Below are 21,866 nucleotides of genomic sequence, written 5' to 3'. Positions count from 1 at the left end.
CCTTAAAGCCCGCCATTCATGGATGGATCAGTTGCCCGCCCCCGCCCTTTGCTCGCTATCGGATTGCGGCTGATGACGGCTGTGGTTTTTGCGACCATGGGCATGCTGGTGAAGCTTGGCGGGACGCGCGGTGTCCATCTGGTCGAGATGCTTTTCTGGCGGCAATTCATCACCTTCGTGCTGATTACGGCTGGTCTGGTCGCGTTCGGAAAGCTTGCCACTCTGCGCACCAGACGGATCAAAAGCCACGCGGCGCGTTCGGCGCTCGGCGGTTTCTGCATGTTCTTTGTCTATGGCGCGGTGCTGCTGCTGCCGCTGGCGGAGGCGACTGTGCTTTCTTATACGGCTCCGTTCTTTGCTGTCGTTATTGCCGTGACCATGTTTGGAGAGCGGGTAGGCTTGTATCGTTCAGCCGCCGTGTTCATCGGGTTTTGCGGAGTATTGGTCATCATGCAGCCGGGAAGCATGGGGGACGAGATCACCGTGTTCGGCGTGGTCGTCGCGCTCTGCGCCGCTGCTATGGTCGCCATGATCAGTTTCCAGATTCAAGACCTCAACAAAACCGAGAGCCCGTGGAGCATCATTTTTTGGTTCACCGCGCTTTCCACACCAGTGTTTCTGATCGCGATGCCGTTTTTCGCCAGTGCGCATGATGCGGAAACATGGGGGATTATCGTTGCGATGGCGCTATCGGGTGCGCTGGCGCAGGTCTTGTTGACTAGCTCGCTACGCTTCGGCTCTGCCGGTGTGATCCTGCTGATCGATTACACATCACTCCTATGGGCAACGTGGTACGGATTTACGGTGTTTGATCGCGCGCCCTCGACAACATTGTGGCTCGGCGCGCCGCTTATCATCGGGTCAGGTCTGCTGATTGCATGGAGGGAGCGGCAATTAGCCCGAAGCAAGGCTCAACCTATCGCAGAATAGGAACATAAAGGCGGTGAACGGATAGGATGCGTACATAGCTATTTTTGGAAAGCAGATATGATGCGCAAAACACTTCTCGCCGCGACACTCGCCGCCCTCACTATGACGGCGACCGCCTGCAACACCGTCAAAGGTCTGGGCGAAGATATAAAATCGGTTGGCGAAGCTGGCGAAAAAGCCATCGACTAAGCTTTTCGTCAGCTCCTGCGATACACCAGCATCAGATTGTTTGCAGGCATTTCATGACGAGCGCTTCGCGTGAAGCCATGGCTTAGCGCCAGCCTGTCTAATTCTTCAGCACTGCGTATGCCCCAACTCGGGTTTCGATCACGTAGCCCTGCGTCGAATTGAAGGTTTGATGGGGCTGGCTCGATCCCCTGCTCAAAAAATGGGCCGTAGAGAATAAGCGGCAAATCTTTGCCGCCCAAGATTTGTGCAGCACCGGCAAACAGCCCCTCTGTCGCTTGCCACGAGGTGATATGAACCATGTTGCTGCACAAAATTGCATCAGCATTTTTCACCTCCCAAGCCGCAGGTTTCGACGCATCAATCACAGTCGGAAAGCGCAGATTGCTAAGCTCGCGATCATCCTGCCACGCGATGATTGACGCCAGCGCCTCTTTCTCAAAATCGCTTGGCTGCCAATCAAGCTGAGGAAAACGCTCGGCAAAATAGACCGCGTGCTCACCCGATCCGCTTGCCACTTCCAGCACTACGCCGGATGATGGCAGTTCTTTCGCAAGAATATCGGCAATGGCTTTGCGGTTCCGCTCGGTCGCGGGTGCGTGCTTTTTCATCGCTTATAGCGCCCTAGCTAACCTGCCGATCTTGCCCTTCCCAATAAGGGGCTCGCAATTGCCGCCGCAGGATTTTGCCTGATGGATTACGCGGCATTTCAGGAATTACATCGATGCTTTTGGGCGTCTTGAAAGGCGCAACCCGTTCACGAGTGTAGGCGATCACATCATTCACATCGAGATCGTGGCCCGGTTTGCACACGACGCAGGCTTTTACTTCCTCGCCCCATTTTTCGCTGGGGATGCCGATCACGGCGACCTCTGCAATGGCAGGATGGCCATATATCGCGCTTTCCACTTCTGCCGGATAGACATTTTCGCCGCCGGTTATGATCATGTCTTTGATCCGGTCCTGAATGTAGACATAGCCATCATCGTCCATGATCGCCGCGTCGCCAGTGTGGACCCAACCTTCGGCATCGATGGTGCTCGCTGTCGCCTCTGGAAGGTTGTGATACCCTGCCATATTCGTTGGTGAGCGGACGCAAATTTCGCCAATCTCGCCGACCGGCACCGGCTTGTTATCGGGCCCGCGCACTTCAATTTCGACACCGGGAACAGCTTTACCCGCCGAACGCATGCGTTCGTTGCCGTCCAGCGAATGATCATCGGGCGGAAGATGCGTTACCGTGCCGGTTGTTTCCGTCATCCCGTAAACCTGCATCACACCGGTATCCGGCATAGTCCGCACCACCTCTTTAAGCAGTTCAAGCGGCATTGGAGCTGCGCCATAAAGCATGTAGCGCAGGTTCGAGAAATCGGTTTCTGCCGCGCGCGGGTGCTGCACCACCATTTGCAAGGCCGCGGGCACGATGAACATGTGGGTCGCGCCCTCTTCAATCGCTTCGAGCACACCCAGAGGTGTAAACTCGGCCTCCACGCGGCATCGGATACCATTGGCAATCGCGATGTTGATCAGACCGGTCCCACCAATATGCGCACAAGGCATGGCCGCGAGCATGCAATCGTCGGTGTTGTAGTGATTCCACGGAAGGTCCGCGGCATTGCCCGGATTTCGAAGCGCGAACAGGTTTCCGTTCGAGAGCATTACGCCCTTCGGATTGCCCGTCGTGCCAGATGTGTAAAGCTGGAGAACCGGATCGCCATCATCCGCCTTGGAAAAGCCCTCCGCCGGGGTTTGAGCAGCAATGGCTGCGCGTGCTTCCATCTCCCCAATAACGGTCGGTTTGGTTTGCAGTCCGTGCGCAATGGTCTTTGCTGTTTCGACAAATTCTTCGCCCGCAAGGACCAGCTTGGCGCCTGTGTCTTTGAGGATATAGGCAATCTCTGGCGGGGCCAATCGCCAGCCGACCGGTGCAACAACAACCCCAATTCGCGCCGAGGCGATATAGAGCTGGCAATAGAGATCGCTGTTCTTGCCAAGCCATGCGACATGGTCGCCTTTGCCAACGCCGTGCGCTTCAAACACAGCGATGATCCGCCGGGTGTTCTCTTCAAGCTCGCGGTAACTTGTTTTCCGGCCCTCCTGATCAAGAGCAGTGGCATCGGGGCGTTCGTTCACCCAAAACCGCAAGACGTCATCAAAATGCGTCAAATCGTGATGAAACGGGTTGCTCATGATATCTCTCTCCACAATCTCTTTGTAGAGGAAGATACGGGTTTTGAGCCGCCAGTCTAGCAATCAATCGGGTTAGCAAACCCGCCAGTTATCTGGAGGGTTTCAGGACCAGCGGCCTGATGCGCGCGAACGCGGTTCTCTTATAATCAACCATATAAACAAGCCGATGGGCCCCGCCAGAAAAGTTGCGAGCAGTATCGGTGCCTGAAACCAGCGTGAGAAGTACTTGGCATCCGCGTCGCGTGCGATCCAAATTCCCACAAACAGATCAAATGCGAGATAATGCGCCCAGCCGATCGTGACACCGACATCGCTGGAAAAGATCGAACGAACGCCTTCGATTGTGGTGAAATCCGCCCCGCCCTCGCCTGCTGGTATGAACCCGGTCAGGACGCTGATCATCAAAACGGTGTAGACAAGGCAAAGCACCCCGACGCCGAGAAAAAGAATTGCCGATAGCAGCGCAGGCCAACGCGGAAGCGCGATCAAGCCGGTCCACGCGATGAGCGCTATGACATTCACCGCGTTAAAGACAAAGCTCCAATCCATCAGTCTTCCTCGTCTTTTTCGGCTTTGGCGCGCCATTCTCTCGCAGCGCGCTTCATTGCTTCGTTATCATGGGTGAAGCGCCCGGCTGCGCGCCGCATGGCCAGGCCCAATGCCGCCTGCGCTACGATGTCTGCATCAATCGAATGATACATTTCATAGCTTGAAGGCAGCAGCGGCTCGATCAAAGGAGCAACCGTCATCGCCACCTTCTCTGCAAAGCGGAAATCACCCGCGCGCGCTCCGCGCAACAAGCCAGGGCGCAGCACGTCCAGCCGCTTAAACCCGACCTTCGAAACCAGATCCTCTGTCTCGGCCTTCACTTGCATGTAGAAGGATTTGGATTGGCGATTAGCACCTGCGGCGCTGACCAGCACCATATTGACTACGCCAGCCGCTTTCGCTGCTTCTGCGGTCTTTAAAATCAGGTCCTGATCAACCGCACGAAAGGCTTCCTCGTCTCGCCCGGCTTTCTTCCAAGTGGTGCCCAGCGCACAAATCAAAGCGCGCGGCTTTACCGCTTCGAACACCTCACCCCATTTTTCAGGCTCGGCGACGAACATCTCCATCCGCGCACCTTCGGGCAAAACGGATTCACGCCGCGCGATCCCCACAATGCGCGCCATATCACTAGCGCTGGATATCTGGATGACGCGCCGCCCGATCAATCCGGTTGCACCTACCATCCCGATGCGTTCGGGTGCTTTTTGCCCCATTGTGCGGCGTTCGGGGCCTCTTGAGCGCAGGTTAGACATTGCTAAGCCCCTGTGGCCGTTCACCGTAAATCTGCTCGCACGCCATCATGGCAAACCGGTCGCTCATGCCCGCAATAAAGTCTGCGATAACGCGGGCGCGCTGCGGGTCTTGTTCGGGAAGGCGCGCCTGCCAATCGGCGGGCATCAGCTTTGCGTCTTGCGAATACGCGGCGAACAATCGCGCGATAACATCACGCGCACGCTCTGCCGCGCTGACTTGTTCGGGATGGTAATAAAGCTTTTTGTACATGAACGCCTTCAACGTCCGCTCATGCTGCGCCATTTCCGGTGAGAACCCGCCAAGCTGGCGATTGGCACCGCGTATCTCTTCGACTGACCCGATGCCTTTCACTTGCTCTGCCGTATGCTCGATCACATCATTGACCATCAAGCCGATCTGGTCCCGCACCAATTCCCTTAGCAAACGATCTCGCGGAGCATTTGGAAAGCGTTTTTCAACCGCGTGCCATTGGTCTTGGAGGAATGGAGATTCCATCAAATCATCAAGATCAAGAAAGCCTGCACGCAGCCCATCATCAATGTCGTGATTGTCATAAGCGATATCATCGGAAACAGCCGCGATTTGAGCCTCAAGCGAGGCGTAGCTGCCCAGATCAAGCGGGAACGCCGCATCAAGCTCCGCCAGCGCCCAATTCGGCGCATTCACTGGACCATTATGCTTGGCCAAGCCTTCAAGCAAATCCCATGTCAGGTTCAAGCCATCATTTGCAGGGTACGGATTCTCGATCCGCATCACCGTCCGCAGCGCCTGCGCGTTGTGGCAAAAGCCGCCGTGCCGCTGCATCGCATCGGACAGGGCCGCCTCTCCTGCATGGCCAAATGGTGGATGACCCAAATCATGCGCGAGGCAAAGCGCCTCTGTCAGATCTTCATCAAGGCCCAGCGTGCGCGCCAGAACGCGGCCGATTTGCGCCACTTCAAGACTGTGCGTCAGGCGGGTCCGGTAGTGATCCCCGTCGGGGGCAATAAACACCTGCGTTTTAGACTTTAACCGGCGAAAGCTCATCGAATGGATGATGCGGTCACGGTCACGCTGAAAGTCGCTGCGTGGGCCGCGCATCTCGCCGCCGCTTTGCACTTCGCCCGCACGCCGTTGAGGCTGAAATTCACGCCCGCCATGATTGTGCGGGTCAGCAGCGTAGGGTGCACGGTTTATCACCCCACCCGATTAGGTGACGATGCTTCGCCGCTCAACGGGAACAGATCAGCAACCCAGTGGGATTGCCGTGGACAGCGCTCGCCCTGTCGAGATCATTGTCGATCAGTTTTTCGCGAAAAAGAGAATGGGGCCGTCTTCCGGGTGCATTGGGGGGGTGGAAAACGGCCCCAGGACCTCTGTCTTAGCGACCCGAGGACCCGGATTTTGTACATTGAAGAATGCCAAATCCTTACCCAGCTCTTTAGTCGAGCTATGCATCAGGACAAAGTAAAATGTTGCAACACGGTATAGCATTGGGACGAACAGACGTTCGCGAATTGGTGCGCGCAGACTAGTCAGCCTGCTTTTGCCCAAGAATCCAGTCAGCCGCTGCCTCGCAGTGCGTTCGCGTGGAATCGAACACCGGCAACACATTGGCATGCACATCCACCACCAGGTTAAGTTCGGTGCATGCCAAAACTATAGCATCGGCCCCGTCTTGCGCCTTGTTCGTGATTATCGTCTTAAGCTTACGCTCTGCATCGCGGGTCGCCTTGCCCAGCATCAACTCATCGTAAATGATCCCGTGCAGCGCTTCGACATTGGCCATATCCGGCGGCATCAATTCGATGCCATGCGCGATCAGCCGCTTTCGATAGAAACTCTCCGTCATAACATTGCGCGTGCCGATAAGTGCAGCCCGTTTATGTCCGGCCTGCTTAATCGAAAGGGCAACCTGATCGGCGATATGCAGGATCGGAATATCCACTGCCTCGGCCACATCATCATAGACCTTGTGCATTGAATTCGCGCCGATAAGCAGGGCTTCTGCACCTGCACCTTCGAGCCGCTTTGCGCTCTCCGATAGAACTTCGGATGCACGGTTCCAGTCTTGCTCTTCACGAAGCGCATAGAGCTGGCAAAAATCGACACTTTCAATCAGCAATGGCGCGCTCGCCATGGGTGCTGCGCGTTTTTGAATGATCCGATTGATCCGCTCGTAATAAATACCGGTCGACACCCAGCTCATGCCGCCGATAATTCCAAGTTTGCGCAAATATGCTTCCTTAAGTCCCGAGGTCTTCAGATCACGGACTTAGCGGCGAAGCGCGCATGCCGTCTATAGGCCGCAGCACCAAAGTTTCGAAGAGGTCTAAGCCGCAGGCTCCATGGCAGCGAGCCACTCTCTCACATCTGCCGCTGTTTGGTCGGGATGTTCTTTTTGGGGAAGGTGTCCGATCCCCTGGTAAACAATAAGCCTGCTGCTTGGCATTGTTGCATCAAGCCACTCGCCCGCAGAAAGCGGGATCAGGCGGTCCTCATCCCCCCATTGGATCAATGTGGGCACCGTAACACCCGCGATTTCAGCTTCGGTCAGCGGTTCATATTCGACGCCAAAACGGGCCATCGTAGCCGCCCTATTTCCGGGATAGCGCAGCAATTCCCAATACCGATCAATCATCGCGTCATCGACGACCGATTTGATCGAGACAGATTGATCAAGACTTTGCGCAATCAGACTGCGCGGAGTGATCTGCTCGGCGATTTTGTTGATGCCGGGCGTCATTGCGATGGTGAAACCGATATTGCCGCTATCGTCGTCGTCCTTTTCTTCCCTTGGCATCGGGCCGCCGCTTGCATCAACCAGCACCAGCCCGGTCAGCCGGTCGGGATAAGTCACAGCAAAAGTGAGCGCATGTTTGCCGCCCATTGAATTGCCGCCAAGGACGAACTTCTCGATCCCTAAAGCATCGGCCACCTCGCGGATGTCCGCGACATAATTCGCTCGGATGTAGTCCGCGCTCGTATCGGGTCCGGTAAGGCCGTGGCCGACCTGATCGAACCGGACGACGCGGTAAGTCTCCGATAGGTCAGCGGCCCATTCATCCCATGTGTGCAGGTCTGAATTGGAGCCGTGCAGCAGCATGATGACAGGGGCATCGCGAGGCCCTTCATCGCGAAGATGCACTGTTACACCATCGCCGATTGCAACAAACTGCGAGGGTTCGCCGCCATACTTCGCGCGCATTTCCGCGGCATCCGTATCCGGCGTGCGGAAGATGAAAAACAGAATGACAAGCAGCGCGGCAAGCACTGCGAGAATTCGAACGAGCCATTTCATGATGCAGGCATTTCCTCAATCCATTTGCGGACCACCGCAATCCCGTCCGGATCATTGGTAGAGCGGCCCAATTCAGGCATTGCGACCCCCGCTTCGGTCGAGCTCATTCGGTAAACCAGAATAGACGCGTCGGGATCTCCGGGCGCGATCGAAACCGCATGTCCGCCCGCCCCGCGTCCGGCGGCGACTGGCGGTTTGCGAATGCCCAGCTTTGTCTGATCATACTGTTCCCAGCGCAGATCGAGACCCGAATTGGACGCCCCGCCTCCCGGTTGGTGGCAATGCGCGCAATTCACATCCAGATAAGCGCGGGCCAAATCAGCCGTTTCGGCGCCTTCACGGTCGGTCCAGTGTGGTAGCACGTCGCTACCGCTCGGCACCGCCGATAAGTGCCCCGTATCAACCATCTGCGCCAGCCATTCGCTTGGCAGGTTGCGCGCCTTCGGTCCGATCGGAATGACTTCACCGTCTTTGCTGTGGCAGGTCTTGCACTGGTTCTTGTTCGGAATGCGGTAGCTAATCTCTTCGCCATCAGGCCGCGTCATTGGGATGCGCGCGCCCGCCAATGCCAGCTTTGCATCGGTCTGATCCTCATTCCACCGGTATGGCAGCGCGACCCATCCGGTTGTCCGGTGGAGGAGAACACGCGTTTCGATCAGACGGCGATCTTCGCCCTCACCAAACGCGAAGGTCTTGATAATCGCGCTTCCAACGGGGAATTTGAGCAGGCCCCCACCTTCGCCCATCAGCACTGTCCCTTCCGGCAGGTAGACGAACCGCAATTTGTCCGCGCCATCTGAGTAAAGCGGCGTGTTCAACTCATATCCAGTGACCTGATAATTGGGATGATGGATCATCCCGTCCGTAAAGAAACGGAATTCCGAAAGAGTACGCGGCATGCCTTCCAAAATGGCCGCATCATTGACAGCAGGCTCATCGATCACTGTGGCATTGACAGTAATCGAACCAGCCAGCGCAGCCGCCGCAGCTACAAAGATCAGCAGCGATTTTTTCACTTCAGACGCGCTTCCATTTCTTCAGGCAGCACAACCGGATCATTTGTCCATGTTGAGGTGATCGGAGCAGGCCGCAGCAGACTGGGCTGCGCTTCAGCAAAGGGTTGCCCCACTTTGGTCAAGCCAAGGGTCAGAATGGGCACCTGATCATTTCTGCCAAGGTTTTGATGGAGGCCATCGGTCAGGACCGGCGGCAAGGAACCGCCCATCGCAGCGGCGATCATGTCTCCGCCGGCAAAATCGGGGGCATTGCCGCCGGAACCATAAATGTTGTCGCGCAATTCAACCTGCACCGGGCGCGGTTGATAGCGATCATCGTCATAGGGCTGGCTATAAGCGATCAACATGACATGCGAGGTTGAGTTGTTGACCAGAGCGTTTTCCAGCACCTGTACCCGTGTGTTTGCCATTACCATCACGCCGGTTCCCGCGGGCACGCTGGCAACGATATTGCCCTCTGGCGCGAAGTTATCGGTGTTGTTGTCGATCACCGCATTGCGAGCAACCAGCACATCCCCGCCGCCGACTTTGGGCAAGCCGGGCAAATCGAAAACCAGAATGCCGCCGGTGTTCTTGGTCGCGAGGTTTTCCGTCACCTCTGCATGGTTGCTGTTCTCAATCTCAATCCCGGCGACGTTTTCAACCACGCGGTTGCGGCGCACGACGATGTTCTCTGATTGACCCACATAGATACCCGCGTCGGATGCACCGCGCACGTAACTGTCCTGCACGAGAATGTTCGATGCCTCGACCGGATAGATGCCATAGGCACCATTGCTCGCGTCCGGACCATTGGTCCATTCGACCCGCAATGCGTGATAAACGATCTGGTCAGCGCCTTTGGATTTGATCCCGTCACCCTTGGCATTCTCAACCGCGAAATCACGCAACGTGACGTTGTCAGAAGTAACCAGCAGCCCTTCACCCGATCCAGCCTGATCGGTGAAATCAAGGATCGAGGCATCCATGCCCGCGCCGCGCAATGTCACGCCGTCAACATCCAGGCTTAGCCCGTCGGTGAGAGTGTAGCGTCCCGCTTCGAGGACGACCTCATCGCCCGGCTCGGCAAGGATCAGCGCCTCTTGCAGTCGCTCCTGCGCGCCTTCGCCGGCTGATACGGTGTGCGTCTCGGCAAGAATTGGCGCGGCGCTGCAAAACGCCAACGCGGCTACGGTCATTCTGATCATATGAAGTCTCCCATCCCTCGCGCGCACTCTGCGCAAAGGCATGGGAATTGGCAAGTGCCCTGCAGCGCTACGTCGTTACAATGAAAGCCCGCGCAGCAGGCTCTCAGAACCGCACCGCGCACCGACAACCGCAAGCTGCTTTACGGCTTCGGCGTCTTCAATGCGGTTGAGCCGGTCAAGCGCACCCGAAAGGCTGGTCGGCACGCTCTCTTCGCCCTCAGCTGGGGCGAGTTTCTCGAGCGAGCGCAGCTGTCCGATAGACAGCCGCTCGGTCAGTTTTGGGGCCATGCATTCGGCAATGGGCAAAGGAACACCGTTGATAATCAAAGCATCCTCGACCCGGTCTTCCGTCACCTGATTCAGCCATCCGCCATCGCGGAATGTAAACCAAGCACCAACAGCGATAAGGACAATCGCCAAAAGGATAACGGTCAAACGCACGGGGTGTGTCTTTGTCGCTTCAGCCATAGGTCTCTTAATCCAGCGCCTTGTTGATCTCTTCAACCATCTTCTTGGCATCGGACAGCAGCATCATCGTCTGGTCCATATAGAACACATCATTGTCGACACCGGCATAGCCGACGCCGCCCATCGAACGTTTGATGAAGAACACCTGCTTGGCCTTGTCCACGTCGAACACGGGCATGCCGTAGATCGGTGAGGATTTGTCTGTCTTCGCCGCAGGGTTCACCACGTCGTTCGCGCCGATGATGAAGGCGACATCGGCCTGAGCGAATTCGGAGTTGATATCCTCCAGCTCAAACACTTTGTCATATTCAACGCTGGCTTCGGCAAGCAGCACGTTCATATGCCCCGGCATGCGTCCTGCAACCGGGTGGATGGCGTATTTGACTTCGACACCTTTGGCTTCGAGCAAATCGGCCATTTCGCGCAAAGCATGCTGTGCCTGAGCCACCGCCATGCCGTAGCCCGGAATGATGATGACCTTTTCCGCCTGTTCCAACATAAAGGCCGCATCGTCTGCGCTGCCTTGCTTGTAGGGGCGCTGTTCACGTGCTTCGCCGTCTCCGGCTCCGCCTGCATCCGCGCCAAAGCCGCCTGCAATCACGCTGATGAAGCTGCGGTTCATGGCCTTGCACATGATGTAAGACAGGATCGCGCCGGACGAACCGACAAGAGCGCCTGTGATGATCATCGCGCTGTTGCCGAGCGTGAAACCCATCGCCGCCGCAGCCCAACCCGAATACGAATTCAGCATCGAAACAACGACCGGCATATCCGCGCCGCCAATCGGGATGATCAGCAGGAAACCGATGATGAAAGCGAGCACTGTGATACCAATGATTAGGTATCCTTCACCCGCACCGCCATCTGGCGACACAGCGTAAATACCGATCATCGCGAGGATAGCGGTAAGTGTGCCCAGATTGATGACGTGGCGCATCGGCAAGAGGATCGGCGATCCGCTCATTTTGCCCGACAATTTCAGGAAGGCGATGATCGAGCCGGAGAACGTGATCGCACCAATCGCGATGCCCAGGCCCAGCTCAATCCGGCTGACCATAAAGATCTGATTGTCCGGATCCGTGATGCCGAAGCTGGCCGGATCAAGCCACGCGGCGAGGCCCACGACAACGGCGGCCAGACCGACCAGCGAGTGAAACCCCGCGACCAGTTCTGGCATGGATGTCATCGCGATTTTGCGCGCGACCGTTACCCCGATGAGCGCACCGATAAAGATGGCAATCGCGATCTCTACAATGTTGGCGATATCATGCGTGATCAGGGTCGTGGCGACCGCGATCAGCATACCGATGATGCCGTTGCGGTTGCCCGCGCGGCTGGTCGCTGGCGAGGAAAGCCCGCGGAGCGCGAGGATGAAAAATACGCCCGATACGAGATAGGCGAGCATCGCCCATGCGGGTGTTCCGGTGGCGGCGTCCGCGGCGCCTGCAAGGATGGAGAAGGTCATCTCTTACTTCTCCTTTTTCTTGTACATGGCGAGCATCCGCTCCGTCACGGCGAACCCGCCGAAAATGTTCACACTGGCGAGCACAACACCGAACAGGCCGAGATATTTGGCAATATCGCTATCGGCCTCAGCCGCCGCGATCAGCGCGCCAACGATAATCACCGAAGAAATCGCGTTGGTCACCGCCATCAAAGGCGTGTGCAGCGCGGGCGTAACCGACCAGACCACATAATAGCCGACGAAACACGCCAGCACGAAAATGGATAGGATTGAGATAAAGTCCATTATTGTTCCTGTCCGGTTTGCCGCTCAACGAGCGCATCCATTCTATCGAGCACACTGTCGGCAACAGAGATTTGGAGTTTCTCTCGTTCCAGCGTCTCGGGAGCTTCGGGTTCGGGGCACGCGATATCTACAAGCGACATCTGATAGTTATAGTCCGCCAACGCGATATCCAGATCGATTTTCTGACGTATCTCAGTCAAACTCTCGACAAACTCAGCGTAGCGGTCGAGCACCGGATCCATCGCCGGGGAATGACCGCAAGGGCCAAAGACGATCGGGACCACGATTGCTGCTTCAGCGCGAAGCTGTGCGCCGGCCCGAATGTCTTCAAGCGAATACGGGTAATCCAAGTAACCGCTGCCGACATGCGCGTGGGCAGGCACGGTCATCGTCAAGGCTGCAAAGAAACAGGTCGCCGAGAGCGCCCTCATCCGTTCAACCTCTCGTTCACAACCGCACCATTCTTGGTCAGGCGCACGGCATCGCCGATCTCGTCATCGAGTTCAGGCTTGCCTGCTTCCTTGTCCCAAAACGCACTGAGGAAGTTGAAGTGATTGCGCGCGAACAGCGCCGATGCGTCTGCTGCGAGATGCGCCGGTGTGTTGGCGTAGCCGATGATTTTGACGCCGTGCTTTACGACTACCTCATCCGGCTTTGATCCTTCGACATTGCCGCCTTGCGCTGTTGCAAGATCAAAGATCACACTGCCTTCTTTCATCGTAGCGATTTGTGCGTCGGTGATGAGAACCGGCGCAGCGCGGCCCGGGATCAGAGCGGTCGTGATCACGATGTCCTGTTTTGCGATGTGTTCGGAAACCAGCTTAGCCTGAGCGGCTTTGTATTCGTCGCTCATTTCGGTGGCATAACCGCCAGAACCTTCGCCTTCGATGCCAGCGACATCTTCAACGAAGATCGCTTTTGCGCCGAGGCTTTGAATTTGTTCTTTCGTGGCGGAGCGCACGTCGGTCGCGGAAACCTGAGCGCCGAGGCGTTTGGCTGTGGCAATCGCCTGAAGCCCGGCTACACCGACACCCATGATAAAGCAGCGCGCAGCTTGCACTGTGCCCGCCGCCGTCATCATCATCGGGAACGCGCGGCCATATACGTCAGCCGAATGGATCACCGATTTGTAGCCGGAAAGGTTGGATTGGCTCGAAAGCACATCCATCGATTGCGCGCGGGTGATGCGCGGCATGAATTCCATCGAAAGCGCCTCAAAGCCCGCCTTCGCGTATGCCTCGACAAGGTCTTTCTTGCTGAACGGATCGAACAAAGCCGCGACCCACGCGCCTTTTGCCGCGCCTTTTAACAGCGTAACTTCAGGTGCTTGAATGCCCAGAACAATGTCTGCGTCCTTCACCACCGCTTTGGCATCGGCGACGCTCGCGCCGGCCTCTGCATAGGCTTCGTCAGTGATCGCTGCGGATGCCCCTGCCCCCGCCTCAACTGCAAATTCATTGCCCAAGGCGATGAATTTCTTGACCGTTTCAGGCGATGCGGCAACCCGGGTTTCCCCGGCTGCGCGTTCTTTCAGGACAGCAATTTTCACGTGGTTTTATCTGCCTTTATTCGGCGATTAGCATGATGACGAAGAGTGTGATGACCGCGATCAGTGGCACTGCCCACTTCAACGAGCTGATAAAGCCGCTGTAGGTTTGGTTTGCACTATCGATATCGTTCGTAGCCATAGCTAGGATGCTCCCGTTTGATCCCTAACGTTGAACCCGGCGAAAAGTTGCCGGAAAGTTGAACTGCCCCCGTATCGCGCCAGACCGTTTCACTCAAGTCCGCCATCGTTTTCGCGCGGAAAACCCCGAAATTTGCAAAAATGATCCGCGATCCGCGTCAGCCTTAATATCGTCTTTACTCCGCGTGCCTATGGAGAATGCACGTTTCACCCTGGGACGAATGCTGGGGAGGGTAAAGGACACGCGGCGAACCTATGGCGGATATCGACTCGCGCCTTGAAGCACAGCCTGATGATGGCCCGGAAAATTCCGGCGATATGCGTCTGGTCATGCTCATTGATGATGAGCCGGCGCAAAGCCGGTTGATCTCGGCCATCGCCGCGCGCGAAGGCTGGCGCACAATTGTGGCCAGTGACCCTGAGACAGCAATTGCCATGCTTGGCACCCGCGAGGGGATGCAGCTTTCTGCGATCCTGCTCGACCAGTGGGTTCCCGGGGACGATGCCTGTTCGCTTATCGCAGAGCTGAAAGAACGCCGTCCAGCTCTGCCGATCTTGATGCTGACGACCAGCGCGTCGCCGCTGCTCGCTGTCGAAGCGATGCGCGCCGGTGCGAGCGATTATCTGGTCAAGCCAGTCTCGCCAGATCGTTTGATGGAGGCCCTGCGCACGGTCACCACCCGCGAAACACCGCGTGATGAGCTTGCGCCGCTGACTGAAAAGATGTCGGCCACGCTCGATTTCGACGCGATGATCGGCACTGCGCCTAAGTTCCGCACCGCCCTTGCCCAAGCGGCCAAGGCTGCACGCGGCCACGGCCATGCCGTGATCGAAGGCGAATCCGGTACGGGTAAAGAAATGCTGATGCGCGCAATGCATGCCGCCAGCCCGCGCGCCAACGAGTCACTCCGAATTATCAATGTCGGCAGCGTCCCGCCTAATTCTATCGAATCTGTCCTCTTCGGCCATGAGCCCAATGCCTTTCCCGGAGCGTTTGACCGTCAAATCGGCGCGTTGCAGCACTGCGATGGCGGAACCTTGGTGCTTGATGAAGTCGACCGCTTGACGCCTGAGCTTCAGGCTCGTCTCGCGGAAGCATTTGACAGCGGTATAGTCCGTCCTGTTGGCGCAACGCACGGCTTTAGAGTTGATGTGCGCATCCTGTGCGCGAGTAATATCGGGCTTGGCGCGTTGGTTGATGCTGGTCACTTTGATCCGGCGCTTGCTGCAAAAATCGGCGCGACACGTATCGCTCTTCCTCCCTTGCGAGAGCGGACCGGCGACATTCCCGCGCTTGCACGCCATTTCCTGGGCCGCATCGGGGATCAGCCTGGACTGAAACATTTGTCTGTATCGGAAAGCGCGCTCGCGCTCCTGTCTGCCTATGAATGGCCGGGTAATGTGCGCCAATTGCAATCGGTATTATTCCGTGCCGCTGTCTATTGCGAAGGCCAAACGCTAAACGCGGAAAGCTTCCCGCAATTGTCCGAGATGCTCGGTGAAGTTGCAAGCGACCCGCTCTCCAGCATCCATGAGGGTGTCGGCGTTATGCTCTATACGGAAGACGGCAATCTGCGCCCGCTCGAAGAGATTGAAGCAGATGTAATTCGCCTTGCCATCGGCCATTATCGCGGCCGCATGACGGAGGTTGCTCGCAGGCTCGGTATTGGGCGTTCGACGCTGTATCGCAAGCTGTCTGATCTGGGCATTGATAACGCTGCTTGATCGACCTGCCTGATCCGCCTAGCGCGGTGGCCATGACTGATATTCAAGATTTCAAAGGCCGCACCGCCCTCGTCACAGGCGCGGGTTCCGGCATCGGCGCTGCTTGCGCGAAAGCTCTTGCTGCGCGCGGCGCGGCGAAACTGATCCTCCTCGACGTCAACGAAGCAGGCCTTGCCGCGCTCGATCTTGATTGCGAAGTCGAGCATGTTATCGGCAGCGTCGCCAACGAAGCGCTCTGGAATGATCTGGAGCCGCGTCTTACCGGTCTTGATCATTCCATTGCCAATGCCGGTGTCGGCGGGCACGGACAGGTTGCCGCACTTGATTTTGCCGAGTGGCGCCGCGTGATGGACATCAATCTCGACGGCGTTTTCCTGACCATGCGCGCATCCATGCGGGCGATGAAGGACAAAGGCGGCAGCGCGGTTATCACATCCAGCTCAACCGGGCTAAAGCCCATCGCGGGCATTGGTCCTTATGGCGTAGCGAAAGCCGCCGTTTCGCATCTGACGCGTATCGCCGCACTCGAAGGCGCGCCGAACAACATTCGCGTCAACGCAATCGCTCCCGGCGGCGTCGATACGGCGATCTGGGAAAGCTCGGACGATTTCAAACGTTCAGTCGAGGCGCAAGGCCGCGAAGCCACTATCAAAACCATGTCATCTACGACCCCGCTTGGACGTTTCGCCTCAAGCGAAGAGATCGCGGACAACATCCTCTACATGCTGTCCGATGCAGGCTCGAACCTGACCGGACACGTCATGGTGTCCGACGGCGGCTTTACGCTCTAGCGACTACCAAGACACAGTTTCGGAGACGCGCACTTCACCTTCGCTGCCGCGCATGCTCATGGTGAAGGTTTTGGCAGCCCAATCGATATCGACAAGGCCGAAATTCTCTTCCGAGATGAAGTCTGTCAGGCGCTTGGGATCGGGCTCGCGCGCGGTGTTCCGTTCGGTGGAGGAGAACGAGTAGTTAAGCGAGGAGCTGGTTAGCTCCCACAGCTTCTCACCGCCCGCCGCCTCCGGCGTATCGGCATAGATACCGCCTGCGTGGCGATCTCCGGAAAGCATCACCAATCCGCTATCTTCGCGGCCCGCCAGCATTCCGTAAAGCTTCTCACGCTGCATCGGCAGCGCTTCCCAACTTTCGTAATTGTGCGCGTCGGTAATCACCTGAATGGACGAAACAAGGATGCGTAGGTCAGCGGGTTTGGCGAGCTCCTGCTCCAGCCATTTCCATTGCGCCTCGCCCAGCACAGTCTTGGATGCATCTCTGCTTGGCACATACGGGCCGAGCGGCGGGCGCTCAGGCGTGTATTCCATCCGATCCAGATCAGAGCGGAAGAAACGAGTATCGAGCATGATCACTTGCGTGACTTTGCCATCTTCCCCGAATGTCCGGCTTTCATAGATGCCAGGGCGCGATTGCACCTCTTTCGATGACCCCCAAAAGGTTTCAAACAGCGTCTCTGACCATTTGCGGAACGCGAAATTGGCACCGGCATCATTGGCCCCGTAGTCGTGATCATCCCACGTGATCATCATCGGAACCTTGGTGCGGAAATCTGTGAGCTCCGGCGTCTCCGCCTGCTGCTGATACGCCATCCGCAAACTGGTCAGCGCGGCATCACCGTTCCAGCCGCTATCGCCGTAATTGTTGTCGCCGATGAACAGGAAGAGGTCCGGGTTGGTCGCCGCGATCTGCGCCCACATATGCTGGCTGCGAGACTGATGATTGCAGCTGCCAAATGCGAGCCGCGTTATCGTCGCATCGGGGGCGAGCGAAACATTCGCAGGGGCTACCGGCAGATCAATGCGCTTCTCAAGCTTGGCGTAATAGGCATCGAGCAGGTCTTCTGCGTACATCGGAACATGGCCGTCATCATGTCTATGCTTGCCATGGTCGTCCGCCAAAAGCGGAGCAGAAACCAGCCCGGCGGCGGCTGCAGACAAAGCAAGCAAAGACAAACGGCGCATAATCAACTCCTCGAACGATCAATACGTGCCGCTTTGCGCAACTACGATGACGTTGTCGAGACAGCTTTCAATACGGGCTGCAGATTTTCCGCGTTAAAGGCGAATTGTTACCGCCGTTGTCCGTGCCGTGACATCGCGTTCTTCTTTTAGAATGCGGTCGCTGCCAATCGGCTCACTGCTGATATAGGTTTGCTCAAATTCAACGCCGCCCGATTGCGAAGCTGTTTTGCCAGCCAGCACTGCGCTCTGGCCAATTTCGATCTTCAGAACTTCTGAATTATCGAAGCTAGGCTGGATCGTTGACAGGCCAAAGGCTTGGTCATTTTCTGCAGAGCCGAGCGCGGTTGCGAGCACCGGATTGCGAGGCGAAGATACCGCGTTTAGCTCGCTGAGGGTGAAACTGTTCACTTCATTCGCTGCACCAAACGGGACAGTCGGACTTACTGGCCCGCTTTTCTCAGCAGCTACGTCTTTTTGCGGCAGAGCCATCGCGGCGATGCCAGAATACACGGGCGCTGCATCAGTCATTTCGGCCAGAGAAGCGGCTTCATTGCTGGTGGTCATCTCGCCGGTTTGTTCAGCGGCGGCAGGCGAGCCTGCGAGAGACGCGGAAATAGCTGCGATGAGGGCTACGGATGGGATAAGCTTCGAACTGGTCACAGTCATTTCCTTTTAAAGGGGTATGACTGGCGGTTCGCGCAGAGGAACCATTTTGTTACATTGGCGGTGAGCCCGCGCGTTTAATCCATCGGCAATTGCGCAAAATCGGTTAGCGCCGCATCGCGCATTCCGCGCCAGACATTGCGCGCCTGCACTGTCTCTTTCACATCATGCACGCGCAGCATGTGGATGCCGGCATCCATGCCTTTCATCGCCAATGCGATCGAACCGCCCAGCCGTTGATGCGCGGCTTCCTCATTAGAGAGAGCACCAATCATACGCTTTCGGCTAACGCCCAGCAAAAGCGGCGAACCCAGAGCGTGGAACAACGGCAAGGCATTGATGAGCGCAAGATTGTCCGCCAGCGTCTTGCCAAATCCGATACCCGGATCGAGCATGATGCGATCCTCGGCTATGCCTCCGGCAATTGCGCGATCCCGCGCAAGCCGCAGAAAATCGAACACATCGCTAACAACATCATCGTAGTCGCCGCCCTCATGAAGATCATCGCCGCTTCCCGGCGCATGCATCAAAATGACAGGACATTTCATACTCGCGACCAGTTCAGCCGAACGCGGATCATAACGAAGCGCCGAGACATCATTTGCGATGTGCGCGCCTGCTTGCAAAGCCGCCTCAAGAACGCCTGCGCGGCGAGTATCGACACTGATCGCGGCGCCCATGCTCGCGCAATACTCCACTGCAGGAAGCACGCGATCCTTCTCGTCGCCTTCCCAAGTCGCTGCGGCGCCAGGGCGTGTACTTTCCCCGCCAATATCGATGATCGCTGCACCCGATTCCAGCATGGCGGCGGCATAAGCGCGGCCCGCTTCGGGTTTTTCCAGAAATTCTCCGCCATCACTGAAACTGTCAGGCGTAACGTTCAGCACGCCCATGATTTGCGGCTGGTCCAGGCGAATGGTCCGCTCACCCAGTTCAATCGGCGCATGGACTTTTTGCAGGTTGGCCCATTGACGCTCCGCCTCAGAAGCAAGCGTTGAGTCAAGACCGGCGACAACCTCTTCAAAACCCCTTGCGCCGAACAAACGCCGCGCGACAGCCTTGCCCTCATCGCGCACAACCAACGCAAAGCGGCTGGCATAGACCATCGAACCGGCAAGCCGGATTGCTGCGCCGTCCTCTGCCTGTGGTCCGGAAACAAAGCCTATCGGATGAATGTAAACGCTGGCACTCATTCGGCTGATCCTTTGTAACAAACGAAGGCTTCTCCTAGCGCGAACTCCCTATCGTGGACAGCGTCATAGGCGTTGTGTTCACAGCCAAAGAAAAAGGGGCCGCGCGCATTGCACGGCCCCTCACGTTCTTGGCTTTTGACCAAAAAAATCAGCCGCCAAAACCAAACCGGACTCCAACTAACACGACCGACTGTGACGACTCCACGCCAAGTGTCGCCGGTACAAGTGAAAGCGGAATGTCAGCCTCTTCGGTCGTATCGCGCCAGGTGTACTGGCCAAACAGCTCGACGCTGTCGCTCACTTCGTAGCTGGCGCCTGCCATCAACTGGTATGCGAATGCGCCGTCGTCGCCTTCACCAACGGCTACGCCTGATGGACTGTAATCGACATCGACCCACTGATATCCGATCCCGCCGCCGACATAGGGTTTGAGAGCGCTGCCGGTGTCGATGTCATAAAAGACGTTGCCGAACACGCCGATATTGGAAACCTGACCTTGGCCATCTGCGATTACGGCACCGACAGTCGGGTTGGCAGCACCTGCTGCGCCGCGTGTAAGTACTGCAACATCCACCGCGTCAATATCGGTTCCGCCTACAGTCAAACCGTTATGCGAACCTACACCGTATTCCGAATAGGCTGCCTCGGCTTCGACCCGGAACCCGTTTTCGAAAGCATATCCGACCTGTCCCGAGAGAGCATAGCCAGTGTCGAATTCGGTGTTCCAAGCCAATTCTGTGCCGGCGGGAATTTCATCAAAATCGGCTGTGGCAGGTACAGCTTCGTCAAATTCGCCCGCATTCTTGCTATCCTCTGGCAAAGCTACGCCGCCGCTGATGCTAACATAGGGGCCATCGGCAAGTGCTGCGCCGGGGAACGCAAGCAAAGCGGCACAGGCAATCGGGGTGAGAGAAATTTTGTTGATATATTTCATGTCTTTCCTCGTACATTTTGCCTCGCGCAGTCGGGGGTATGGGCGCGAGATCAATCGATTTACGAGGATTCTGCATGAATGGTTTCAGTCACTTGCGGCGGAGTGTGCCGGCAAAACGACCGGCAACTGAAATTGAATGCCTGAGCCGACGAACCGTGAAGACGGCTTACCCGTCTTCGTTCGCAAGCAGGTGCAATTGACGGGCGTGATCGACAGGTTTCATCTCCTTGCCCGTCGGGCCATCGACCTCATAGTGCCAGAATGTCCAGCCATTGCAGCTTGGCGCATCCTGCAGCTCTTTGCCCAAACCATGGATCGATCCGGTCTTGCCTTGATAATCGAGCGAACCATCGGCCCGGACAAGTGCGACCCAGCGGCGTTTTTTGTCGAACACCTGCGTTCCGGGTGCAATCGCTCCGGTCTCAACCAACGTCCCAAAAGCAACCCGGGGCGCGGACTTTTTGCTCTGCATTGTTTTCAGAGCGCTTTCATCGAGCGGCAGCTCCTTCTCGATACGCTTATACGCCACGCCGCGGTAAAAATCCTCGCGCTCGCAGCCGATCCAGTCGCGGCCCAGACGTTTGGCAACCGCTCCTGTAGTTCCCGTCCCAAAGAACGGGTCCAGCACCACGTCACCCTTTTCAGTGGTCGCGAGCAGAACGCGGTACAGCAAGGCTTCGGGCTTTTGCGTCGGATGCGCTTTCTTGCCGTCTTCTTTCAGGCGCTCTCCGCCTGAACAGATTGGGAGAACCCAGTCGCTGCGCATCTGAATTTCGTCATTCAGCGTCTTCATCGCGCGATAGTTGAAATGATAGCGCGCTTTTTCGCCTTGGCTTGCCCAGATCATCGTCTCATGCGCGTTGGTAAACCGCGTGCCTTTGAAATTCGGCATCGGGTTCGTCTTGCGCCAGACGACATCATTGAGGATCCAGAAACCGAGATCCTGCAAGATTGCGCCAACGCGGAAGATATTGTGGTAGCTGCCGATCACCCACAGCGCGCCATCAGGTTTCAGAACACGGCGGGCTTCGGTCAGCCATGCCCGCGTGAAATCATCATAGATTTTGAAACTGTCGAACTGGTCCCAGTGATCGGTTACCGCATCAACTTCGCTGCCATCAGGGCGATTGAGATCCCCGCCGAGTTGCAGGTTGTAGGGAGGATCGGCGAAGACACAGTCGATCGAATTGTCGGGCAGCGAACGCATCGCTTCAATGCAATCGCCGTCGAGGATTTTGCCGAGCGGCAACAGCGCACGAATATCCGCTTCGGACGGTTTAACAGTGCGTTTGGCGCGCACTTTCGTTGTTTCGATGACACCCACGGCGAAATTCCCTGCAATCTGAACCCAAAGTTATCCACAGGGTGAGTCCTCA

The 21,866-nt window shown here is 57.0% G+C and carries 24 protein-coding genes; 4 read left to right on the top strand and 20 right to left on the bottom strand.

Annotation, left to right across the window (positions count from 1 at the left end):
- Positions 1-18: 18 nt before the first annotated feature.
- Both KCG46_RS07795 and KCG46_RS07790 read left to right on the top strand, forming a co-directional pair.
- Positions 19-930: a DMT family transporter gene (locus tag KCG46_RS07795; protein ID WP_218404696.1), complete on the top strand. Its 912-nt coding sequence runs from the start codon at positions 19-21 to the stop codon at positions 928-930.
- Between the two features lie 57 nt (positions 931-987).
- Positions 988-1,119: an entericidin A/B family lipoprotein gene (locus KCG46_RS07790; protein ID WP_218404695.1), complete on the top strand. Its 132-nt coding sequence runs from the start codon at positions 988-990 to the stop codon at positions 1,117-1,119.
- Between the two features lie 8 nt (positions 1,120-1,127).
- Here KCG46_RS07790 and KCG46_RS07785 read toward each other — a convergent pair whose 3' ends face one another.
- From KCG46_RS07785 to KCG46_RS07715, 15 genes are all read right to left on the bottom strand, one after another.
- Positions 1,128-1,727, bottom strand: coding sequence for a DUF938 domain-containing protein (locus KCG46_RS07785; RefSeq protein ID WP_218404694.1), 600 nt, complete (start codon positions 1,725-1,727; stop codon positions 1,128-1,130).
- A gap of 13 nt (positions 1,728-1,740) precedes the next feature.
- Entirely contained in the window at positions 1,741-3,306 is a 1,566-nt protein-coding gene (locus KCG46_RS07780) for a long-chain-fatty-acid--CoA ligase (protein WP_218404693.1), read from the bottom strand.
- A gap of 102 nt (positions 3,307-3,408) precedes the next feature.
- Complete coding sequence (locus KCG46_RS07775) at positions 3,409-3,855, bottom strand: ABA4-like family protein (RefSeq protein ID WP_218404692.1); 447 nt, start codon at positions 3,853-3,855, stop codon at positions 3,409-3,411.
- Positions 3,855-4,607, bottom strand: coding sequence for an NAD(P)H-binding protein (locus KCG46_RS07770; RefSeq protein WP_255551823.1), 753 nt, complete (start codon positions 4,605-4,607; stop codon positions 3,855-3,857). Before KCG46_RS07770 ends, KCG46_RS07775 begins: the two co-directional genes overlap by 1 nt.
- Positions 4,600-5,784 carry a deoxyguanosinetriphosphate triphosphohydrolase gene (locus KCG46_RS07765; RefSeq protein WP_218405367.1) on the bottom strand — a complete coding sequence of 395 codons (1,185 nt, stop codon included), beginning with the start codon at positions 5,782-5,784 and terminating at the stop codon, positions 4,600-4,602. The genes KCG46_RS07770 and KCG46_RS07765 overlap by 8 nt, the downstream gene beginning before the upstream one ends.
- Positions 5,785-6,118: 334 nt before the next feature.
- A complete protein-coding gene (locus KCG46_RS07760) occupies positions 6,119-6,823 on the bottom strand; it encodes an aspartate/glutamate racemase family protein (protein WP_218404691.1) in 705 nt (234 codons plus the stop codon).
- 96 nt (positions 6,824-6,919) lie between these two features.
- Positions 6,920-7,888, bottom strand: coding sequence for an alpha/beta fold hydrolase (locus tag KCG46_RS07755; RefSeq protein WP_218404690.1), 969 nt, complete (start codon positions 7,886-7,888; stop codon positions 6,920-6,922).
- On the bottom strand, positions 7,885-8,904 hold the full coding sequence (locus KCG46_RS07750) for an SO2930 family diheme c-type cytochrome (RefSeq protein ID WP_369410177.1): 1,020 nt from the start codon (positions 8,902-8,904) through the stop codon (positions 7,885-7,887). The genes KCG46_RS07755 and KCG46_RS07750 overlap by 4 nt, the downstream gene beginning before the upstream one ends.
- A complete protein-coding gene (locus KCG46_RS07745; protein ID WP_218404689.1) occupies positions 8,901-10,091 on the bottom strand; it encodes a parallel beta-helix domain-containing protein in 1,191 nt (396 codons plus the stop codon). The genes KCG46_RS07750 and KCG46_RS07745 overlap by 4 nt, the downstream gene beginning before the upstream one ends.
- Positions 10,092-10,166: 75 nt before the next feature.
- Positions 10,167-10,559 (bottom strand): hypothetical protein, encoded by a 393-nt coding sequence (locus KCG46_RS07740; RefSeq protein WP_255551822.1) that lies wholly within the window; start codon positions 10,557-10,559, stop codon positions 10,167-10,169.
- Between the two features lie 7 nt (positions 10,560-10,566).
- A complete protein-coding gene (locus tag KCG46_RS07735) occupies positions 10,567-12,024 on the bottom strand; it encodes an NAD(P)(+) transhydrogenase (Re/Si-specific) subunit beta (RefSeq protein WP_218404688.1) in 1,458 nt (485 codons plus the stop codon).
- Positions 12,025-12,027: 3 nt separating this feature from the next.
- Positions 12,028-12,309 (bottom strand): NAD(P) transhydrogenase subunit alpha part 2, encoded by a 282-nt coding sequence (locus KCG46_RS07730; protein WP_218404687.1) that lies wholly within the window; start codon positions 12,307-12,309, stop codon positions 12,028-12,030.
- On the bottom strand, positions 12,309-12,740 hold the full coding sequence (locus KCG46_RS07725; protein WP_218404686.1) for a hypothetical protein: 432 nt from the start codon (positions 12,738-12,740) through the stop codon (positions 12,309-12,311). The genes KCG46_RS07730 and KCG46_RS07725 overlap by 1 nt, the downstream gene beginning before the upstream one ends.
- A complete protein-coding gene (locus KCG46_RS07720; protein WP_218404685.1) occupies positions 12,737-13,858 on the bottom strand; it encodes an NAD(P) transhydrogenase subunit alpha in 1,122 nt (373 codons plus the stop codon). The genes KCG46_RS07725 and KCG46_RS07720 overlap by 4 nt, the downstream gene beginning before the upstream one ends.
- A 16-nt stretch (positions 13,859-13,874) precedes the next feature.
- On the bottom strand, positions 13,875-13,997 hold the full coding sequence (locus KCG46_RS07715) for an aa3-type cytochrome c oxidase subunit IV (RefSeq protein WP_218404684.1): 123 nt from the start codon (positions 13,995-13,997) through the stop codon (positions 13,875-13,877).
- Positions 13,998-14,251: 254 nt separating this feature from the next.
- Here KCG46_RS07715 and KCG46_RS07710 point away from each other — a divergent pair, with 254 nt between their 5' ends.
- Entirely contained in the window at positions 14,252-15,721 is a 1,470-nt protein-coding gene (locus KCG46_RS07710; RefSeq protein WP_218404683.1) for a sigma-54-dependent transcriptional regulator, read from the top strand.
- 32 nt (positions 15,722-15,753) lie between these two features.
- Positions 15,754-16,512 carry an SDR family NAD(P)-dependent oxidoreductase gene (locus KCG46_RS07705; RefSeq protein WP_218404682.1) on the top strand — a complete coding sequence of 253 codons (759 nt, stop codon included), beginning with the start codon at positions 15,754-15,756 and terminating at the stop codon, positions 16,510-16,512.
- A 3-nt stretch (positions 16,513-16,515) separates the two neighbouring features.
- On the opposite strand, the gene KCG46_RS07700 is transcribed toward KCG46_RS07705, so the two are convergent.
- From KCG46_RS07700 to KCG46_RS07680, 5 genes are all read right to left on the bottom strand, one after another.
- Positions 16,516-17,700: an alkaline phosphatase D family protein gene (locus KCG46_RS07700; protein ID WP_218404681.1), complete on the bottom strand. Its 1,185-nt coding sequence runs from the start codon at positions 17,698-17,700 to the stop codon at positions 16,516-16,518.
- Positions 17,701-17,793: 93 nt separating this feature from the next.
- The gene (locus tag KCG46_RS07695) at positions 17,794-18,360 is read right to left on the bottom strand and encodes a hypothetical protein (RefSeq protein WP_218404680.1); all 567 of its coding nucleotides are present in this window, start codon (positions 18,358-18,360) and stop codon (positions 17,794-17,796) included.
- Between the two features lie 80 nt (positions 18,361-18,440).
- The gene (gene folP, locus KCG46_RS07690; RefSeq protein ID WP_218404679.1) at positions 18,441-19,556 is read right to left on the bottom strand and encodes a dihydropteroate synthase; all 1,116 of its coding nucleotides are present in this window, start codon (positions 19,554-19,556) and stop codon (positions 18,441-18,443) included.
- Positions 19,557-19,704: 148 nt separating this feature from the next.
- Complete coding sequence (locus tag KCG46_RS07685; RefSeq protein ID WP_218404678.1) at positions 19,705-20,490, bottom strand: outer membrane protein; 786 nt, start codon at positions 20,488-20,490, stop codon at positions 19,705-19,707.
- 166 nt (positions 20,491-20,656) lie between these two features.
- Entirely contained in the window at positions 20,657-21,805 is a 1,149-nt protein-coding gene (locus KCG46_RS07680) for a site-specific DNA-methyltransferase (RefSeq protein ID WP_439648835.1), read from the bottom strand.
- Positions 21,806-21,866 lie beyond the last annotated feature (61 nt).

The sequence above is a fragment of the Erythrobacter crassostreae genome, from assembly GCF_019204045.1.
Taxonomy (GTDB): domain Bacteria; phylum Pseudomonadota; class Alphaproteobacteria; order Sphingomonadales; family Sphingomonadaceae; genus Erythrobacter; species Erythrobacter crassostreae.
Note: the sequence above shows the minus strand (reverse complement) of the source record. Positions and strands in the feature narration are given on the sequence as shown.

Bases quoted from the DNA above. Each gene is read 5' to 3' on its own strand.
- KCG46_RS07740 (WP_255551822.1), bottom strand. From the start codon at position 10,559: ATGGCTGAAGCGACAAAGACACACCCCGTGCGTTTGACCGTTATCCTT.
- KCG46_RS07755 (WP_218404690.1), bottom strand. From the start codon at position 7,888: ATGAAATGGCTCGTTCGAATTCTCGCAGTGCTTGCCGCGCTGCTTGTC.
- KCG46_RS07700 (WP_218404681.1), bottom strand. From the start codon at position 17,700: ATGCGCCGTTTGTCTTTGCTTGCTTTGTCTGCAGCCGCCGCCGGGCTG.
- KCG46_RS07770 (WP_255551823.1), bottom strand. From the start codon at position 4,607: ATGTCTAACCTGCGCTCAAGAGGCCCCGAACGCCGCACAATGGGGCAA.
- KCG46_RS07790 (WP_218404695.1), top strand. From the start codon at position 988: ATGATGCGCAAAACACTTCTCGCCGCGACACTCGCCGCCCTCACTATG.
- KCG46_RS07725 (WP_218404686.1), bottom strand. From the start codon at position 12,740: ATGAGGGCGCTCTCGGCGACCTGTTTCTTTGCAGCCTTGACGATGACC.
- KCG46_RS07735 (WP_218404688.1), bottom strand. From the start codon at position 12,024: ATGACCTTCTCCATCCTTGCAGGCGCCGCGGACGCCGCCACCGGAACA.
- KCG46_RS07745 (WP_218404689.1), bottom strand. From the start codon at position 10,091: ATGATCAGAATGACCGTAGCCGCGTTGGCGTTTTGCAGCGCCGCGCCA.
- KCG46_RS07775 (WP_218404692.1), bottom strand. From the start codon at position 3,855: ATGGATTGGAGCTTTGTCTTTAACGCGGTGAATGTCATAGCGCTCATC.
- KCG46_RS07715 (WP_218404684.1), bottom strand. From the start codon at position 13,997: ATGGCTACGAACGATATCGATAGTGCAAACCAAACCTACAGCGGCTTT.
- folP (WP_218404679.1), bottom strand. From the start codon at position 19,556: ATGAGTGCCAGCGTTTACATTCATCCGATAGGCTTTGTTTCCGGACCA.
- KCG46_RS07705 (WP_218404682.1), top strand. From the start codon at position 15,754: ATGACTGATATTCAAGATTTCAAAGGCCGCACCGCCCTCGTCACAGGC.
- KCG46_RS07780 (WP_218404693.1), bottom strand. From the start codon at position 3,306: ATGAGCAACCCGTTTCATCACGATTTGACGCATTTTGATGACGTCTTG.
- KCG46_RS07730 (WP_218404687.1), bottom strand. From the start codon at position 12,309: ATGGACTTTATCTCAATCCTATCCATTTTCGTGCTGGCGTGTTTCGTC.
- KCG46_RS07785 (WP_218404694.1), bottom strand. From the start codon at position 1,727: ATGAAAAAGCACGCACCCGCGACCGAGCGGAACCGCAAAGCCATTGCC.
- KCG46_RS07685 (WP_218404678.1), bottom strand. From the start codon at position 20,490: ATGAAATATATCAACAAAATTTCTCTCACCCCGATTGCCTGTGCCGCT.
- KCG46_RS07795 (WP_218404696.1), top strand. From the start codon at position 19: ATGGATGGATCAGTTGCCCGCCCCCGCCCTTTGCTCGCTATCGGATTG.
- KCG46_RS07710 (WP_218404683.1), top strand. From the start codon at position 14,252: ATGGCGGATATCGACTCGCGCCTTGAAGCACAGCCTGATGATGGCCCG.